Below are 18472 nucleotides of genomic sequence, written 5' to 3'. Positions count from 1 at the left end.
TTGTTTAGTCTTAAAACTTAAGGGAACTATAATAATTATTTCTTCACTTACGGGAATCTTGGGTATTTATCAAAGTCTGGTTTACGTTTTTCTTTAAAGGCATCGCGACCTTCTTTAGCTTCTTCTGTTGTGTAGTAAAGCAATGTTGCATCACCTGCAAATTGTTGTAAACCTGCTAAACCATCTGTATCAGCATTCATTGCAGCTTTCAAGAAGCGTAGAGCTGTAGCTGAATGTTGCATCATTTCTTCACACCAAGCGACTGTTTCATCTTCTAATTGTGCTAATGGTACAACTGTATTAACCATGCCCATATCTAAAGCTTCTTGCGCTGTATATTGTCGACATAAATACCAAATTTCACGAGCTTTTTTATGACCTACAATACGTGCTAAATAACCTGAACCATAACCTGCATCAAATGAACCTACTTTTGGTCCTGTTTGTCCAAATTTTGCATTATCAGCAGCAATGGTTAAGTCACAGACTAATTGTAAAACATTACCACCACCAATTGACCAACCTGCTACCATGGCAATTACTGGTTTAGGAATGATACGAATTAAACGTTGTAAATCTAATACATTTAGTCTTGGAATATCATTACCGCTAACATAGCCACCATGACCACGCACTTTTTGATCACCACCTGAACAAAATGCTTGATCACCTTGTCCTGTTAAAATAACACAACGAATTGACATATCATCACGTGCACGTGTGAAAGCATCAATCATTTCTTTTACTGTGTGTGGTGTAAATGCATTATGTACTTGTGGACGATTAATTGTTATTTTTGCAATGCCATTATAAAACTCATATTTTATTTCTTCATAATCATGTAATTTAATCCATTCTCTCATTAGTTAATCTCTCTTTCATTAATTGTTGAATAATATATTGTGGTTGTTCTAAATGTATATTATGACCCGCTTCATCTACTATCATGACTTGAAAATGTTCAGGGCATAATTGATACATTTCTTGGGCTATATTAACAAATTTATAATCTAATGCACCACAAATTAATAAACAAGGTAGTTGAAAGTGTGGTAATTTATGCCATAAACTTGGCTGTATGCCTGTTCCATAAGTCAATAAACTTTGTGCTATACCTTGTGGTGATTGAGATAAATTCATCTTTAATTGTTTTGCTTTTATTGTTTCTGATAATTTTTGCTGACTGTCAAATAATGGCTGTTGTCGCCATGTATGAACAAATTGATGATAGTTTGTTAATATACTTTTTGTTAACAAATGATCTTGTTGTTGCCTTTGTTGTCGTAAAGCCATTTGTTGAATACCTGGACTGGCACTTTCTAAAATAAGTTGCTGACAAAATTGTGGATAAAGACAAGCAAATTGTAAAGCCACACGTCCTCCCATAGAATAACCATAAATGATAGCCTGAGTTATTTTTTCATGTTGTAAAACGGCTACTATATGATCAGCAATGTTAGATATAGTGTGAACAGTCACTGCTTTAGAGTGCCCATGTCCTGGTAAATCAATGATTATACATTGATAAGCTTGTTTTAAATCATTCACAATAGTTTCAAAATCACGACTATCTGCTAAAAAACCATGTAATAAAACTAAAGGTTGCCCTTGCCCTATGATTTGATATGCTAGCATCACTTATAACGCCTTAATGTCACTAATTAATTTTTGTACAGCTTCAATATTAAGTTGACGGTCAGTCATCACTTCAATTAAACGACAACCTTGTGCTTGCCAATCCAAATTTAAAAATTCATTTAATGCTGTCACTTTATAATAATCTAATTGATATAATTTCGCAGCATGTTCAAAATTCAAGTCTAATGGCGTAGCAAATAATTTTTCAAAATATAATGTTTCTTGTGCTTGAGGCAAGTATGAAAAAATACCTCCACCATTATTATTAAATACAATGATGTCAATATCAATTTCATATAATTTGGTCATAATTAAACCATTTAAATCATGATAAAGCGATAAATCTCCAATTAGCAAGGTTACTTTTTTACCTTGAGCAGCAATACCCAATGCTGTTGACACAATACCATCAATACCATTTGCACCACGATTAGCTATCAGATGGGGGGCATGATGCGTTGCAAACATATCAGCATAACGAATCGGCATACTGTTACCTAAGAATACAATGGCCTCACGTGAAACTAATTCATTAATTAAATAAGCGACATAGCTAGATTCTACATTTTCTGATAACAACTTATCTTGTACATTTTGAACTTGCCAAGATAATGCTAACCATTTTTGTTGCCAAGCGTTACTTTGTTTTAAAGGTGTAGCTAAATAAGGCGTTAATATTTTAGCAATATCACCGACTAATGTTAATGTCGTTGCACACGGATAGCTTTTAACTGGATAATAGTGTTGAATTAACATTTGTGGTATTTGTTGCCAAGCAAGTAAAGTTTGATTGAGTCTTTTAGATAAATTAGGCTCACCAATACGTAAAATAAATTGTGGTTGCAACTCTGTTACCCACTGATCATTCGTTAACATTAAATCATAATTGACAATGATCGATTCATGTTGATAACGACGTAAAGGACTTGTTATATCCGCTAACACAATTAAATGATAACGATCTAATAATTGTAAAATAACTTGTTGTGCTTCTTCTGACAAATCCCCCGCAGTAACAATTAAACCATTACCATAAAACAAATAGTGATGTAATAATTGTTGTTCATCATAGACGACTTGAGATTGTTGTAAATTAACTTTAGGTAAAGCTTGTGTCGTCAATTGTTTAAAAAGTTCTAAATCAATGACTAATGGCTCTCGAAATGGAAAATTCAAATGTATAGGCCCACTATTGGTACTCATCACAATGTGATTTAAATTTTGCCATAACATGGCTGTTGCATTAACGGATGCCATTTCAGAAAGTGGCATTTCTCTAAAATATCTAACTTTATCACCATATAAATTTAACTGCTGTATAGTTTGTGGCGCACCAATTTGTCGTAATTCATGAGGTCTATCTGCAGTTAAAACAATTAATGGATAGTGCATTAAATCCGCTTCTATAATTGCTGGAAAATAATTAGCTGTCGCCGTTCCAGAAGTACATAATAACATGACGGGGCGTTGACTTGCTTTAATACGACCTAAAGCAAAAAAAGCTGCACTTCTCTCATCTGGATGTATCCAAGTTTTTATTTTTGGATGTGCTTCAAAAGCTAAAGCCAATGGTGTTGAACGTGAACCTGGGCTAATCACTACTTCACTAACATCGTACGCTAACGCATATTGAATAAAATAATATAAATCATAAGTTAAACTTTTTGTCATGTTTATCTCTCCAATACTTTCATTATCGGTTTAAATTTTGTTGTTGTTTCATTTAACTCATCTTCTGCTACCGAATCAGCTACAATTCCACAGCCAGCATATAATGTGGCTAAATGCGATTGCACCACACCTGAACGAATGGCCACAATAAAACAGCCATTGCCTTCTAAATCTAACCAACCGACAGGTGCACCGTAATATCCTCTAGCACCAAGCTCATGTGTTTTAATAAATTGTAAAGCTTGCTCACGAGGATAGCCGCCTAATGCTGGTGTTGGATGCAAACGAAAGACAGCTGAAATAATTGTATGTGATGATGCTAATTGACCAGCAATAGGTGTACATAGATGATGAATAAATTTATTTGTTAAAATTTCTGGTTGCTCGCCTACTGATAATGATTGGCAAATAGGTTCTAAAGCTTGTTTTATCGCATCTACGACTAATTGATGTTCCCCTAGATTTTTATCATCTTGAAGCAACCAATTTTGTTGTTGTTGATCTTGTTGTTGATCCTGACCACGTGGCGCTGACCCAGCTAATGCCACCGTATATAATCGTTGATCTTGTACTTTTACTAATAATTCCGGTGTGGCCGTAATAAACAAGCTCGATTTTCGTTCTATCATCATAATATAATTATTAGTTTGTTGTTGTTGCAGTTGATTTAACCAGTATGCCATAGAAGGTTGTTGTTGATGAAACACCACTTGTTTACGTCTAGCTAATACAACTTTAGTTAGCTGTCCTTGACGAATCTCATCAATAGCTTTATCGACCACTTGACACCATTCTTTAGGATAAATATCTTTATCAACAAAATCAAATACTTGTTCTTGAATTTCAAATTTATCATCGATATGATTTAGAAATTCTAAACGTTGTTGCCATATTGCTTTTGTCAGACTATATTTATCTGTATCAATTGTTACTGTAATCACTGTTTTTTTATTAATTATTTCAATTAATAATGACGGCAAACTCATCATTAATTTTGAAAAATCTTGCCATTCTTGACCTTGTTCACCATCATCGAAAGTCATGGCATTAAACAATTTGATAGGCGTTTTAGGTGTTTTATCTAATTGAATTTGATAATGATGATGTTTAATATAACGCCACTCTTCTTCTAACAATTTTAATGTTCTGTTTTCTGAATTTAAATTATATTCACAACCTACTGCCAAAGCTTGATAATTATTTTCTTTGTCATTAATGACAATACGTTGTCCTGATTGGATTTCAAAGTAATCAACTAATTGCACAAGATTCAATATTTTATCTAAACTAAATTGAAATGATATAAATTGCTCATGTTGTTGATAGACTGAAATATCCCAATTCAAAATATCTTTAATTGTTTTCATATTATGCCTTTCTACAAATCATCTATACTCTTAACAACTAATTGTACCACGTTTTATCTTAAGAAAATAGTCTCAAGTATTGCTCTTGATGATAATTTAACGTATACTTTGAGAATAATCAACTAAATTGAAAGAGGTGTTTTATGTCCCATTATCTTAATAGCGAACAAGGGTTTAAACGTTGGTGGCAATTACTACGTCCACATACATTAACTGCTTCATTTATACCCGTTACATTCGGTACATTATTAGCTAATTTAATCACATCTATTAATATTTCATTGTATTTAGCTATGTTGATTGCAGCCATTTTAATTCAAGCCGCAACAAATATGTTCAATGAATATTATGACTATATCCGTGGATTAGATAATGAACAATCTGTCGGTATTGGTGGTGCAATTGTACGTAATAATATTACGCCTAAACAAGTATTTATTTTAGCTATTATCTTTTATAGTATTGCCTTATTATTAGGTTTATACATTGCTAGTCAAACAACTTGGTATTTATTAGCCTTAGGCTTAATTTGTATGCTTGTTGGTTATTTATACACAGGTGGCCCTTACCCTATTTCTAGCACACCTTTCGGTGAATTATTTGCTGGATTATTTATGGGTATCATTATTATTAGTATTTCATTTTATATTCAGACGCATTTTCTATCTTTAACAGTTATTTATTACGCCTTACCGTCAAGTTTACTTATTGCTAATATTTTAATGGCTAATAATATTCGAGATTTAGAAAATGACAAACGAAATCATAGACGTACATTAGCTATTTTAATTGGAAAAAATAAAGCCATTTATTATTTAATTATTAGCTATATTTTAAGCTATGCTATTACGTTAATATTAAGTTTACAAGCAGGTGGTTCATTATTCTATAATTTAACATTATTAAGTTTGCCACTTGCCATTAAATCTATAAAATTATTCCGCATGGGTAAAACTAATATTGAAATGATGCCTGCGATGGGTGCAGTTGCAAAATTCAACACATTATTTGGTATTTTATTTTGTATTGCATTATTGATACAAACAATATTATTAAAAGTGTGAGTCTACTCGACTCACGCTTTTAATTGTTGTACAATAGCTAATAATTGACGACGTGTTTTTACAATATAATGTGGTTGATACTGCTCATCTGACATCGGTAAATCATATTGATTTAACCAAATAGAACGCCAACCGGCTGATAGAGCACCAACAACGTCATTATGAAAAGCATCACCAATATAATACGTTTGATCAACTTGCAACCCTAATTTATCTTCAAGTAACTTGAAAATTTCTGGATGTGGTTTAATAATCCCTACATCACCCGAGACAATAATTGCTTCTCTATCTATCCAATTTAACAAACCTAAATTATCAACTTTTTGCCACTGTTGTTTACTAGCACCATTAGTAATAATACCTAATTGAATGTTTTGCTGCTGACAATATGTTAACAACTCTATGATATCTTTATCTAATTGTAAATGTTGTTGTTGATATTGATATGCACTTTGCATCTCAAGTGCTTGTTGCGGTGTAATATGTATATTAATTTCCGAAAAAGCTTTCGTTAAACGATAAATATACATTTCTTCTCTTGTTAATTCACCATTCTGTAACTGAACAAATGAAATATCACTATATTTACGACTAGCTCTAAATAAAATAGGTAACTGGTCTTTATCTACCTGAATATGCTGACTAATGGCTTGTTCAAATACTGCTTGTTGACGATAAATTGTATCATCTATATCTAAAATAATTGCTAACATTGTTTCTCCTTACCTTGTCTCATATAATAGCAAACGATTATTGTTGCTATCATTAAACATAGTGTCGTTGATAAACTACCTTCAATACCAAAACTACCACCTGAAATGAATTGCTGTTTAGTAATGATCGTTGTTTTGAAAACTGAATGTACTATTTGGTTGCCACTCACCTCAATTCCGAATATAGGTCCTTGTACAAAATTCCACATACTATGTAAACCACCAAGCAACCACATATTATCTGTGTAGTAATATAGTAATGAAGCAAAAAATCCAAATAACAATAAATTAACCATAGGTAAGGTATTTATGCCATTATTAAAACTATGTAATAAGGCAAATAATACTGTATTAAATATAATACCCGACCACATACCAAATTTGGCACTAATATTACTTTGAATAAACCCACGACAAATTACTTCTTCAGACATACCTTGAATCATAAAACCTAGTAAATAGCCGAATATAATAACATAATTAATTGAAGGTGCAATAGTTATTTTAAAACCACCGCTCAAAGTAACAACTAATACTGACACAGTTAATAATACCGCACCAAAGACAGTACCTTTAACATAATTTTTAAACCATTGATGACGATGAAAACCTAATGTTGCAATGGGACGTTTATAAATAATAGCATTACAAAATATTAAAAATAATATCGAACTTAGACAACTAAATAACATAATTAAATCTGATGATACAATATTGCCACCTTTCAGCATTAATGTTATATGTTCTAGTTTTTCATGCGTTAGTTTTATATGTAATATAAAACCTATAATCATTGCTAAAGGTTCAATAATTATTAATGTTACTATGGCAAGTATAATTGATAACCACCATAATCGTGTATCACTTTTTTTATTAAATCTATACTATTCATTTTACTCCTCTCTCAAAATAAAACTTCTCCAACGATTTAATCACGTTAGAGAAGTTTGATCATTTATTTTCTTGATTCTAAATGCCAAATGTCATTATTATATTGTTCAATTGTACGATCTGCTGAAAAGAAACCAGCTTTAGCAATATTGACAATAACTTTTTCTAACCATTTTTCTTGGTCTTGATAATCATTCAACATCTGCTCTTTTACATTAATATAATCTTCTAAGTCAATTAATGTCATAAACCAATCTTTATTAATTAGTTCGTGGTGTAAACGATATAAACTTTCTTCACAACCGACGGCTTTAACTGTGTCACTAATAATAAAATCAACTAATGGTCGAATTAAATCTTGTTCGTAATATTGACGTGCATGATAAGAACCATTATGATAATGGGCAATAATTGCATCACTTTCTTGACCAAAAATATAAATGTTATCATCACCGACTAAATCGTGAATTTCTACATTTGCGCCATCATCTGTACCTAAAGTTAATGCACCATTTAACATGAATTTCATATTACCTGTACCACTTGCTTCTTTAGAAGCTAATGAAATTTGTTCAGAGATATCACAAGCTGGTATTAAGAAACTAGCTGCTGTTACATTATAATTTTCAAACATCACGACTTGTAAATGCGGACTTACTTCTGGGTCATTAGCAATTACTTCTGATAAGCATAAAATTAAATGAATAATATCTTGTGCAATTGTATAAGCTGGTGCAGCTTTACCACCAAAAAATACTGTAATTGGTGTAGCTGGAATATTACCCGATTTAATATCGAAATATTTATAAATGACATATAAAGCATTCATTTGTTGACGTTTATATTCATGCAATCTTTTAATTTGAATATCAAAAATAGAATGTTCATTGATATCAATATTTTGCTTTCTCTTAATATATTGTTTTAATTTGCGTTTATTATGTAATTTTATTTCAGCTAATTTTTCTTTAATTTGTTGATCATCTTTAAAATTTAATAATTTTTCTAATTCAAGGGCATCGTAATGATAATCCGTACCAATTAGTTCATTTAATGCCTGTGCTAATGATGGATTAGCGTGTAATAACCAACGACGGAAAGTAATACCATTCGTTTTATTATTAAATTTATTCGGATAAATATCATAAAAAGCTTTTAACTCAGAATTTTTTAAAATATCTGTATGTAAGGCTGCTACACCATTGACACTGTAACCATAATGAATATCCATATGTGCCATATGTACACGACCATGTTCATCAATAATATGTACTGATGCATCTGGATATTGTGCTTTAACACGACGATCTAATTCTTCAATAATTGGCACTAAATGTGGCACAACTTCTTGTAAAAATGATAGTGGCCATTTTTCTAAAGCTTCGGCTAAAATTGTATGATTAGTATAAGCTGTCATTGAACGGACAATTTCGACTGCTTTATCAAACTCAATATCACGTAAAGTTAATAAACGAATCATTTCTGGAATAACTAAAGAAGGATGCGTATCATTAATTTGAATAACTGCATAATCTGCTAAATCATATAAATTACTGCCTTTAGCTAAAGCTTCATCAATAATCAATTGAGCTGCATTACTGACCATAAAATATTGTTGGAAAATACGTAATAATTCACCTTGACGATCGCTATCATCTGGATATAAAAATAATGTTAAATTACGAATAATATCTGTTTTATCAAATTGAATACCATCATAAATAATATTATCATCCACTGAATCCAAATCAAATAAACGCAAACGATTTTTTGTTTCACGTTTGTATCCAGGTACATCAATATCATATAAACTTGATGTTAATGTGAAATTAGCAAAAGGTACTTGATAACGAATAGCTGAACGAACTAACCAGTTTTGATCAGTCAACCAATAGTTAGGCACAGTATATTGAGAATTGTGACGCAATACTTGTTGAAATAAACCGAAATGATAATTTAACCCTACACCATCACCATTCAATCCTAATGTTGCAATCGAATCTAAGAAACAGGCAGCTAATCTACCTAAACCACCATTACCTAAAGAAGGTTCTAATTCTACATTTTCAATAATTAATAAATCTTTACCTGCTGCTTCTAATTGTGTTTTCACTTCATCATAAATACCTAAATTAATTAAATTATTAGATAATAATTTACCAATTAAAAATTCTGCAGAAATATAATAAACTTTTTTCTTTTGATCATTCATTGGTAAAATCGCTGTTTTTTGCTTAGTATAATTTAATAATGCGACATATAATTCTTCATTTGTACAATCTTGAATACGTTTAGCATAATACTGTTGTACATGATTTTGTAAATTTAACATATATTTTCTCCTGTAGTTCAAATATTGTGATAACGACATCATTACTTGGTGATACTTATTAATATTTATAATATATTTTATCTATTTTTTCAACAATTTACTTAAATAAAATGAAAACACTTATTGTTCATTTTTTAGTAAAATATTAGCTTCTGTATCTACATCAAAGAAATGTGCACGATTCATATCAAAAGCTAAAGTAATGTCTTGACCCATTTTAATAGATTGACGACTAGGTATAATTGCTTTCATCTGTTCACCATGAATTTCTGTATGAATAATATATTCAGCACCTAATAATTCAGCCACATTAATTTTCGTTGTAATTTGTGCCTGCGCATAAGTTTGTAATACTAAAGGATCATTAGAAATATTTTCCGGTCTAATACCTAAAATCACTTCTTTATCTTGATAGCCTTTTTCTTGCAACTGTCGTGCTTGCGGTTGTGGAATTTCTATACGTTTATCGTCAACCATCACAAAATAATGTTGATCAATATATCCTCTAATAAAATTCATTGTCGGTGCACCAATAAAACCAGCTACAAATAAGTTTTCCGGATGGTCATAAATTGATTTAGGATGACCAATTTGTTGCACAACACCTTCTTTCATCACTACAATACGATCAGCCATTGTCATAGCTTCTGTTTGATCATGTGTGACGTAAATTGTCGTTGCACCTAAATTATTATGAATACGAATAATTTCAGCACGCATATTACCACGTAATTTAGCATCTAAGTTAGATAAAGGTTCATCCATTAAAAACACTTGTGGTGAACGAACAATCGCACGACCTAAAGCCACCCTTTGTCTTTGCCCACCTGATAATGCTTTAGGTTTACGATCTAACAAATTATCCAAACCTAAAATTTTAGCTGCTTCTCTCACTTTTTTATCAATTTCTTCTTTAGCTACATGTCTTAATTTTAATGCAAAAGCCATATTATCATAAACTGTCATGTGTGGATATAACGCATAAGACTGAAACACCATGGCAATATCTCTATCTTTTGGCTCAACATCATTAACTAAACGTTGACCAATATAAAACTCACCTTCTGAAATATCTTCTAATCCTGCAATCATACGTAAAGTTGTCGATTTACCACAACCAGATGGACCAACTAATGCGACAAATTCTTTATCTTTAACTTCTAAATTAAAATCTTTAACTGCTTCAAAACCATTGTCATAACGTTTATATATTTTTTTTAATGATAATGTTGCCATAATTGTTCTCCTTATTTTAAGTCAATATTCTCTCGACGATATGTTGTTGTTAATGTTAACAGCTCACTGACAACATCTTCTGTTAATGCGTCTTTAGCCATACGCCAAGTCCAATTACCACCTAAAGTTGACGGTAAATTCATACGTGTATTTCCTTGTAAATTTAAAATATCTTGCATTGTCGCAATAGCTAAAAAACTTACTGACGAAAAGATAGTTCTTAACATCGCATGACAAATAGTTTCTTGTGGCATACGATTTGTATAACGATTACAATATTGACGCACTTCATCATTAATTGCCTCTTCATACCAACCATTAATCGTTTCATTATCATGTGTGCCCGTGTAAGCTACCGTATTATTGGTATAATTATGTGGTAGTTCAACACTGTCATGATGAGGATCAAAACCGAATTGTAATACTTTCATACCAGGAAAACCTGTACTTTCTCTCATCGCAATAACTTCAGGTGTCATAAATCCTAAATCTTCTGCAATAATATTTAAATCGCCTAATTGTGATTTAATGGCATCAAATAATGCACGATCAGGGCCTTTGACCCATTGACCATTTACTGCATTGACACTGCCATAAGGTACTTGCCAAAATGATTCAAAACCTCGAAAATGATCGATTCTGACCATATCATATATTTTAAAACTTTCTTTCATACGTGTAATCCACCAAGCATACCCATCATCAGCCATCGCTTGCCAATCATAAATCGGATTACCCCATAACTGACCTTCTTCACTAAAATCATCAGGTGGCACACCAGCAACCCAAGCTGGTCTTCTTTGTTCATCAGTTTTAAAATACTGTGGTGTTGCCCACATTTCAGCACTATCACTAGCTACATAAATTGGCATATCACCAATAATTTCAATATGATGTGCATTAGTATATGCTTTCAATGACAACCACTGTTTAAAAAATAAATATTGCGTAATATAATGATACTCAATTTGTGGGGCTAATAATTCACTATAGTGTTCTAATGCTTCAGGCTGACGATATTTTATCGCTTCATCAGGCCACTCTAACCAAGATACTAAATTAAAATGTTCTTTAATCGCCATATATTGACAAAAATCTGTTAACCAGTGACGATTATCATTAATAAATTGCATGTAGTCACTTTGATCAGCTTGTTGTTTAAAATGATGCACAGCTTTTTCTAATAATGGTCTGCGCACTTCAAAAATACGTGCATAATCTACCTCTAATGGATTGTCTCCAAAATTAACTTCTTTAACATCTTCTTCTGTTAATAAATTTTCTTCAATCAATTTATCTAAATCAATAAAATGTGTATTACCTGCGAAAGCTGAAAATGATTGGTAAGGTGAATCACCATAGCTTGTTGGTCCTAAAGGCAAAATTTGCCAATAACGTTGTTTTGTTGCTGACAAAAAATCAACAAAATCATAAGCAGATTGTCCGAAACTACCAATACCGTATTTATTAGGTAGTGAAGAAATATGCATTAGTACACCACTCTGACGCTGTTTCATATAATACGACCTCCAAAATCTTATTCCTCAAATGCAAACGTTTGCTTTATTTTGAGTATAACGCTTACCACATCAGAAATCAAGCATTTTTTGAATGCGATTACAAAATAAAAAAACACCTAATTATTTTTATTATTTTCTTATTGCAAACGTTTACTTATCATGTTATCATGAATATGCGCTTTAAGAAATCGTTTGCATAATAACATTTTATAATTATCTAGGAGGAATTTTTAATATGAATAACAAATGGTTTAAACGTATAGCATTAACAGGTGCTGCTGCTTTAATTTTAGGTGCTTGTGGTCAACAACGTGGACAAGAATCAACAACAATGAATGCTGATAACAGCATGGGTGATGGAAAAAGTTTAACTGTTTACATCGCACCACAATATGAAGCATTTATGAAAGAAAGTATCGCTGACTTTGAAAAAGAAAACAAAGACACAAAAATTACGTTAAAAACAGGTGATGCTTTAACAGGATTAGATAATTTATCATTAGATAATCAATCTGGTAGTGCACCTGATGTCATGATGGCACCATATGACCGTGTCGGTAGCTTAGGTGCTGAAGGTCAGTTATCAGAAGTAAAATATGACGACCAACAACTAGATGAAACAACTAAGGCATTAGTAACAAACGGTGGCAAAGTTTATGGTTCTCCTGCTGTTATTGAATCTTTAGTTTTATATTATAATAAAGATTTATTAAATGAAGCGCCAAAAACATTTAAAGATTTAGAAGCATTAGCTACTGATAGCAAATATGCTTTTAAAGGAGAAGAAGGTAAAACAACTGCCTTTTTAGCAGATTGGACTAATTTCTACTATACTTATGGTTTATTAGCTGGACATGGTAGTTATGTGTTTGGTGACAAAGGTACTAACCCACAAGATATTGGTTTAGATAATGCAGGTGCTATCGAAGGTATTAATTATGCTAAAACTTGGTACGATAAATGGCCTCAAGGTATGCAAGATACTGAAAGTACAGCCAACTTTATTAAAACACAATTTACAGAAGGTAAAACTGCCGCAATTATTGACGGTCCTTGGCAAGCTGAAAGCTTTAAAGAAGCTAAAATTAATTATGGCGTTGCAACCATCCCAACATTAAACAATGGTAAAACATACGATACATTTGCAGGTGGTAAAGCTTGGGTAATTCCAGTAGCTTCTAAAAATCCTGAACTAGCACAAAAATTTGTTGATTTCTTATCTAATGTAGATCATCAGAAAAAATTCTATGATAAAACAAATGAAATTCCTGCAGCTAAAGAGGCACGTGATTATGCTGTAAGTAAAAATGATGATTTAACAACAGCTGTTATTCAACAATTCGCAACATCTCAACCAATGCCTAATATCTCTGAAATGAGTACAGTTTGGGATCCAGCTAAAAATATGTTATTTGAAGCTGTAAGTGGCAAAAAAGAAGCAAAAGCTGCTGCAACTGATGCTGTAACTTTAATTAAAGATACGATTGCACAAAAATATAGTAAATAAGCTTTAATTGTCGCAAAACTTATTAGTATTTCATAAGGCGCAGTCGTTGATAGCTGCTAAAATAAAACTATATTTAGTAGTCACAACAACTGTGGGATAGGAAAATCAATGATGTTTTTCCTTCCCACTTTATTATTTGAAAGGAGTATTATGATGACAACACATCAGCCATATAAAGCACTACTTTTGTCGATTATTCCTGGTTTAGGACAGTTATATAATAAACAACGCATTAAAGGATTATTATTTTTATCTATCACACTATTATTCATCTCTTATTTTGTGACAATAGGTTGGCCACAATTATGGGATATGTTTATTTTAGGTTATCAAGCTGGAAGAGATAACTCATTATTCATGTTAATTAAAGGAGCTTTTCAACTTATTATCGTATTAATTTTCGTAATTTTTTACATATTAAATTTGTCAGATGCTTATAAAACGGCTCGTCGATATCAGAAAAAATTACCTGTTATAACGACTTTATCTGAAATGATTATTTCTATTAAACGTCATGGTTTCCCTTATTTATTAATCATTCCCGCCTATGTCGCAATGATTTTTGCTATTATTTTTCCAGTAATCGTCACAATTTTAATTGCATTTACCAATTATGATTTTCAACATTTACCACCACAAAGATTATTAGATTGGGTTGGCTTCGATAATTTCTTGAATATTTGGCAATTGTCTACTTTCCGTAGTGCTTTTGGTTCAGTTTTATCATGGACAGTGATTTGGGCCATTTGTGCCTCATCACTTCAAATTTCCATTGGTATTTTTACTGCCATCATTGCTAATCAACCTTTTATTAAAGGTAAACGTATTTTTGGAGTTATTTTCTTATTACCTTGGGCTGTCCCTGCCTTTATTTCTATTTTAACATTTAGTAATATGTTTAATGATAGTTTAGGTGCAATGAATACACAAGTATTGCCATTTCTATCAAAATTAATTCCTTTTTATGATTTTGGTTTAATTCCATGGAAAACTGATCCATTTTGGACAAAAACAGCACTTATTATGATTCAAGGATGGTTAGGATTTCCATATATCTATGTACTAACATTAGGGATTCTACAATCCATACCTGATGATTTATATGAAGCGGCATATATTGACGGCGCTAATGCTTGGCAAAAATTCAAAAATATTACATTACCTATGATTTTAGCCGTTGCTGCACCAACATTAATTACACAATATACGTTTAACTTTAATAATTTCTCTATCATCTATTTATTTAATGGTGGTGGTCCTGGTAGTGTTGGTGGTGGTGCTGGTTCCACAGACATTTTAATTTCTTGGATTTATAAATTAACAACACGCACTGCCCCACAATATTCAATGGCAGCTGCAGTCACACTTATTATTTCATTAATTGTAATTAGTATTTCAATGATTGCCTTTAAAAAAATGAATGCTTTTGAAATGGAGGATAAATAAATGAATAAGTCTATGAAAAATAAACGTCGCTTTAATCATTTTTTAACTTATTGCTATTTAATCATCTTAGCTGCTATCATTATCTATCCTTTATTAATTACGATTACTTCGGCATTTAAAACTGGAAATGTTACAGCTTTTGCATTAGACAGTCATTTTGAATTTGGTTTAGATAATTTTAGAAAATTATTTAACACAACACTATATGGCACATGGTATTTAAATACATTAACTATCGCCTTATTCACTATGATCATTCAAACAAGTGTTGTCGTTTTAGCTGGTTATGCTTATAGTCGCTATCATTTTTTAGGTCGTAAACAAAGTTTAGTTTTCTTTTTAATTATTCAAATGGTGCCTACCATTGCTGCATTAACTGCCTTTTTCGTTATGGCTTTAATGTTAAATGCATTGAATCAAAATTGGTTTTTAATTTTCCTATATGTCGGTGGTGGGATTCCAATGAATGCCTGGTTAATGAAAGGTTACTTTGACACAGTTCCCCTATCACTAGATGAATCAGCTTATTTAGATGGTGCTGGTCATTTCAGACGATTTTGGCAAATTGTTTTACCATTAGTACGTCCAATGATTGCTGTACAAGCATTATGGGCATTTATGGCACCTTTTGGTGATTATATTTTATCAAGTTTCTTATTAAGAGAAAAAGAAGTTTTTACCGTACCCGTAGGTTTACAAACCTTTGTTGCTGATGTTAAAAACTTACAAACAGCTTTATTTGCAGCTGGTGCTGTTCTAACTGCCCTACCTATCTGTCTATTATTCTTTTTCTTACAAAAGAATTTTGTTTCAGGTTTAACAAGTGGGGGCGACAAAGGTTAAAAACAAGAGAGGCCACTCACCTCTCTTTATTTATAGAAAGAGGAAGACAATGTCACAATTTCCATTTAATTATTTTAGTCATATTTTTACTGCAAAAAATATGTTTCAAGCACGTCACCAATTAAAATGGTGGCAAATGATATTTATAACATTATTTTTAATCGCACTATTAATGATCCCCGTAACAATTCATACAACCCACTACCAAAGCTATCCAATGACCAATTTTGTTAACGATGCGTATGATGGCTTAACTGAAGATAATATTCAACAAGCTAAACAATACATAACTATGGACAATAACCATTTATCAGGTCGAAATATGAGCTTTACAACATCGCAACATCATGTTATTTATTTTGATAAACAACAATTAACAAATATCAACCAACAAGCTAATCTATTATTTTTTGATACAGATCATTTTATGATTTACCAACAAGGCAAAATGGTCGCTAATATTGATTATCAGAACTTAACACCTAGCATATTTGATGATAAAACTGCATTAACACAATATTTAAATCAAATATGGTATCATCAAAATCAGTTAATCGTCATCGCTACACTCTTAATGATAGCAAGTGCTTTACTCACTTTTAATTTTATCTTTATTAGCATCGGTTCATCATTATTTTTATTATTCACACGCCGTGCTAAATTATTTAGTTTTAAAACGTTTAAATCATGTTATAATTTTGTTTTAAATTGTTTAGCCCTTCCTACCTTTATCTCAAGTTTGATTGGCTTAATTCACTATGATATGATTACTATCATTACTATACAAAATATTTTATTCGTATTAATTTTAATTACCGTATTTTATAAAACACATTTTAGAGATTAGTACGATCAAAGGAGTGATAAAATGCGTATAACAATTAAAGATGTGGCAAAATTAGCTGGTGTCTCACCTTCAACTGTCACACGCGTCGTTCAAAATAAACCTACTATTAGTGAAGAAACAAAACAACGTGTGCGTTTAGCAATGAAAGAATTAGATTATCATCCTAACTTAAATGCACGTAGTTTAGTGAGTAAACGCACCCAAGTTATCGGTTTAGTATTACCTCAAGATTCTGATGCATTTTATCAAAATCCATTTTTTCCCGCTGTATTAAGAGGTATCTCACAAATTGCCGCTGACTATAATTATGCTATTCAAATTAGTACAGGACAAAATGAAACACAGCGTTTAAATGCTATTTCAGATATGGTTTTCGGTAAACGTGTAGATGGACTGATTTTTTTATATGCTACAGAACAAGATCCCCTAGTTGATCTAGTGATTGAACATAAGTTTCCTTTTTTAATTTTAGGTAAATCATTATCACCTTATGTATCTTTCGTTGATAATGACAATGTACAAGCTGGATTTGATGCCACAGCATATTTTATTCAACAAGGTTTTAATCATATCGCTTTTTTAGGTGGTACTGAACATTTATACGTTACACAAGATCGTTTTACTGGCTATCAAAAAGCGCTTAATCAACACCAAATAGCTATTAACGAGCAGCTCATCTCTTTCGTTGATAATTTTTCAATCTCTCAAGGTTATGATATTATGCACAATTGGCAAAATACACAACATATTGAAGCCATTGTTACAACAGACATGTTACTTGCTGAAGGTATTCAACAATATATGGTCGAACATCACATGCAACTCCCTATCGTTTCATTTAATGCTATGACACCACGCATACCCTTATCAGCTTATATTGATATTCATGCACTCGAATTAGGTCGCATGTCATTTAAAACACTACTACAGATTATTGAAGATCATCTTAAAGATAAACATGTGTGTTACAGACAATTAATTACGCATGAAATTATTACACAATAAAATAAAAAAACAGAGTTGGGAAATACATTGTTTTCCTAACCCTGTTTTTGTATTAACAACAATCAACAATATAAATTAATTACTTTCTATAATAAACGATGGTCATCTTGTCATTAATTTTGTCATACTGCCCTGTTTTTCGATAGCCTAGTTTTTCATACAAATAACAATTTGAAGTTTCTTGTAAAATCGTATCTAATTGCCAATGTTCTTTGCCATGAATCAATTCTACTTGTTGTATTGCTTGTTGTGCATAACCTAAATTTCTATACGTTTTCAAAATAAATAATGGTGCAATTCTTTTAACACTAGCATCTTGATGATCAATAACTCGAATAGCACCTACCACATCATTATTGTTTTTTATTGATGAATTGCAAATAATATTGCGA

The 18472-nt window shown here is 31.6% G+C and carries 16 protein-coding genes; 6 read left to right on the top strand and 10 right to left on the bottom strand.

Annotated elements, in window-relative coordinates:
• Window positions 1–47: 47 nt before the first annotated feature.
• From menB to AC5EAH_RS04695, 4 genes are read right to left on the bottom strand one after another with little or no spacing between them, the layout of a single operon-like run.
• Entirely contained in the window at window positions 48–863 is an 816-nt protein-coding gene (gene menB, locus AC5EAH_RS04710) for a 1,4-dihydroxy-2-naphthoyl-CoA synthase (protein WP_493493611.1), read from the bottom strand.
• Window positions 847–1635: a 2-succinyl-6-hydroxy-2,4-cyclohexadiene-1-carboxylate synthase gene (gene menH, locus AC5EAH_RS04705; protein WP_493493610.1), complete on the bottom strand. Its 789-nt coding sequence runs from the start codon at window positions 1633–1635 to the stop codon at window positions 847–849. The genes menB and menH overlap by 17 nt, the downstream gene beginning before the upstream one ends.
• 3 nt (window positions 1636–1638) lie before the next feature.
• Window positions 1639–3309: a 2-succinyl-5-enolpyruvyl-6-hydroxy-3-cyclohexene-1-carboxylic-acid synthase gene (menD, locus tag AC5EAH_RS04700; protein WP_493493609.1), complete on the bottom strand. Its 1671-nt coding sequence runs from the start codon at window positions 3307–3309 to the stop codon at window positions 1639–1641.
• Window positions 3310–3311: 2 nt separating this feature from the next.
• Window positions 3312–4676, bottom strand: coding sequence for an isochorismate synthase (locus tag AC5EAH_RS04695; RefSeq protein ID WP_493493608.1), 1365 nt, complete (start codon window positions 4674–4676; stop codon window positions 3312–3314).
• A gap of 143 nt (window positions 4677–4819) precedes the next feature.
• On the opposite strand from AC5EAH_RS04695, the gene AC5EAH_RS04690 reads away from it, so the two are divergent.
• A complete protein-coding gene (locus AC5EAH_RS04690; RefSeq protein WP_493493607.1) occupies window positions 4820–5740 on the top strand; it encodes a 1,4-dihydroxy-2-naphthoate polyprenyltransferase in 921 nt (306 codons plus the stop codon).
• Window positions 5741–5751: 11 nt separating this feature from the next.
• On the opposite strand, the gene AC5EAH_RS04685 is transcribed toward AC5EAH_RS04690, so the two are convergent.
• From AC5EAH_RS04685 to malQ, 5 genes are all read right to left on the bottom strand, one after another.
• A complete protein-coding gene (locus AC5EAH_RS04685; protein WP_493493606.1) occupies window positions 5752–6453 on the bottom strand; it encodes an HAD family hydrolase in 702 nt (233 codons plus the stop codon).
• Complete coding sequence (locus AC5EAH_RS04680; RefSeq protein WP_493493605.1) at window positions 6447–7184, bottom strand: CPBP family intramembrane glutamic endopeptidase; 738 nt, start codon at window positions 7182–7184, stop codon at window positions 6447–6449. Before AC5EAH_RS04680 ends, AC5EAH_RS04685 begins: the two co-directional genes overlap by 7 nt.
• A 224-nt stretch (window positions 7185–7408) precedes the next feature.
• Window positions 7409–9676: a glycogen/starch/alpha-glucan family phosphorylase gene (gene glgP / locus AC5EAH_RS04675; RefSeq protein WP_493493604.1), complete on the bottom strand. Its 2268-nt coding sequence runs from the start codon at window positions 9674–9676 to the stop codon at window positions 7409–7411.
• A gap of 120 nt (window positions 9677–9796) precedes the next feature.
• Window positions 9797–10912, bottom strand: coding sequence for an ABC transporter ATP-binding protein (locus tag AC5EAH_RS04670; RefSeq protein WP_493493603.1), 1116 nt, complete (start codon window positions 10910–10912; stop codon window positions 9797–9799).
• 11 nt (window positions 10913–10923) lie between these two features.
• Window positions 10924–12429, bottom strand: a complete 1506-nt coding sequence (gene malQ / locus AC5EAH_RS04665) for a 4-alpha-glucanotransferase (protein ID WP_493493602.1) — start codon at window positions 12427–12429, stop codon at window positions 10924–10926.
• A 238-nt stretch (window positions 12430–12667) separates the two neighbouring features.
• Here malQ and AC5EAH_RS04660 point away from each other — a divergent pair, with 238 nt between their 5' ends.
• The 5 genes from AC5EAH_RS04660 to AC5EAH_RS04640 all read left to right on the top strand — a co-directional run bounded on the left by AC5EAH_RS04660 (window position 12668) and on the right by AC5EAH_RS04640 (window position 18080).
• Entirely contained in the window at window positions 12668–13939 is a 1272-nt protein-coding gene (locus tag AC5EAH_RS04660; protein WP_493493601.1) for an extracellular solute-binding protein, read from the top strand.
• A gap of 153 nt (window positions 13940–14092) precedes the next feature.
• The gene (locus AC5EAH_RS04655; RefSeq protein WP_493493600.1) at window positions 14093–15385 is read left to right on the top strand and encodes an ABC transporter permease subunit; all 1293 of its coding nucleotides are present in this window, start codon (window positions 14093–14095) and stop codon (window positions 15383–15385) included.
• Window positions 15386–16228, top strand: coding sequence for a sugar ABC transporter permease (locus AC5EAH_RS04650; RefSeq protein WP_493493599.1), 843 nt, complete (start codon window positions 15386–15388; stop codon window positions 16226–16228).
• 49 nt (window positions 16229–16277) lie between these two features.
• A complete protein-coding gene (locus AC5EAH_RS04645; protein WP_493493598.1) occupies window positions 16278–17075 on the top strand; it encodes a hypothetical protein in 798 nt (265 codons plus the stop codon).
• A 21-nt stretch (window positions 17076–17096) separates the two neighbouring features.
• Window positions 17097–18080, top strand: a complete 984-nt coding sequence (locus tag AC5EAH_RS04640) for a LacI family DNA-binding transcriptional regulator (protein WP_493493597.1) — start codon at window positions 17097–17099, stop codon at window positions 18078–18080.
• Window positions 18081–18159: 79 nt separating this feature from the next.
• Here AC5EAH_RS04640 and AC5EAH_RS04635 read toward each other — a convergent pair.
• A partial coding sequence (locus tag AC5EAH_RS04635) for a GNAT family N-acetyltransferase (protein ID WP_493493596.1) occupies window positions 18160–18472 on the bottom strand: 313 nt, incomplete at its 5' end.

The sequence above is a fragment of the Staphylococcus sp. B1(2026) genome, from assembly GCF_058895785.1.
The sequence above is the reverse complement of the archived record's forward strand: the minus strand, read 5'-3'. Positions and strand labels throughout refer to the sequence as shown.

Bases quoted from the DNA above. Each gene is read 5' to 3' on its own strand.
- AC5EAH_RS04640 (WP_493493597.1), top strand. From the start codon at position 17,097: ATGCGTATAACAATTAAAGATGTGGCAAAATTAGCTGGTGTCTCACCT.
- AC5EAH_RS04690 (WP_493493607.1), top strand. From the start codon at position 4,820: ATGTCCCATTATCTTAATAGCGAACAAGGGTTTAAACGTTGGTGGCAA.
- AC5EAH_RS04670 (WP_493493603.1), bottom strand. From the start codon at position 10,912: ATGGCAACATTATCATTAAAAAAAATATATAAACGTTATGACAATGGT.
- AC5EAH_RS04695 (WP_493493608.1), bottom strand. From the start codon at position 4,676: ATGAAAACAATTAAAGATATTTTGAATTGGGATATTTCAGTCTATCAA.
- AC5EAH_RS04645 (WP_493493598.1), top strand. From the start codon at position 16,278: ATGTCACAATTTCCATTTAATTATTTTAGTCATATTTTTACTGCAAAA.
- menD (WP_493493609.1), bottom strand. From the start codon at position 3,309: ATGACAAAAAGTTTAACTTATGATTTATATTATTTTATTCAATATGCG.
- AC5EAH_RS04685 (WP_493493606.1), bottom strand. From the start codon at position 6,453: ATGTTAGCAATTATTTTAGATATAGATGATACAATTTATCGTCAACAA.
- menH (WP_493493610.1), bottom strand. From the start codon at position 1,635: ATGCTAGCATATCAAATCATAGGGCAAGGGCAACCTTTAGTTTTATTA.
- AC5EAH_RS04680 (WP_493493605.1), bottom strand. From the start codon at position 7,184: ATGCTGAAAGGTGGCAATATTGTATCATCAGATTTAATTATGTTATTT.
- glgP (WP_493493604.1), bottom strand. From the start codon at position 9,676: ATGTTAAATTTACAAAATCATGTACAACAGTATTATGCTAAACGTATT.
- malQ (WP_493493602.1), bottom strand. From the start codon at position 12,429: ATGAAACAGCGTCAGAGTGGTGTACTAATGCATATTTCTTCACTACCT.
- AC5EAH_RS04650 (WP_493493599.1), top strand. From the start codon at position 15,386: ATGAATAAGTCTATGAAAAATAAACGTCGCTTTAATCATTTTTTAACT.
- menB (WP_493493611.1), bottom strand. From the start codon at position 863: ATGAGAGAATGGATTAAATTACATGATTATGAAGAAATAAAATATGAG.
- AC5EAH_RS04660 (WP_493493601.1), top strand. From the start codon at position 12,668: ATGAATAACAAATGGTTTAAACGTATAGCATTAACAGGTGCTGCTGCT.
- AC5EAH_RS04655 (WP_493493600.1), top strand. From the start codon at position 14,093: ATGACAACACATCAGCCATATAAAGCACTACTTTTGTCGATTATTCCT.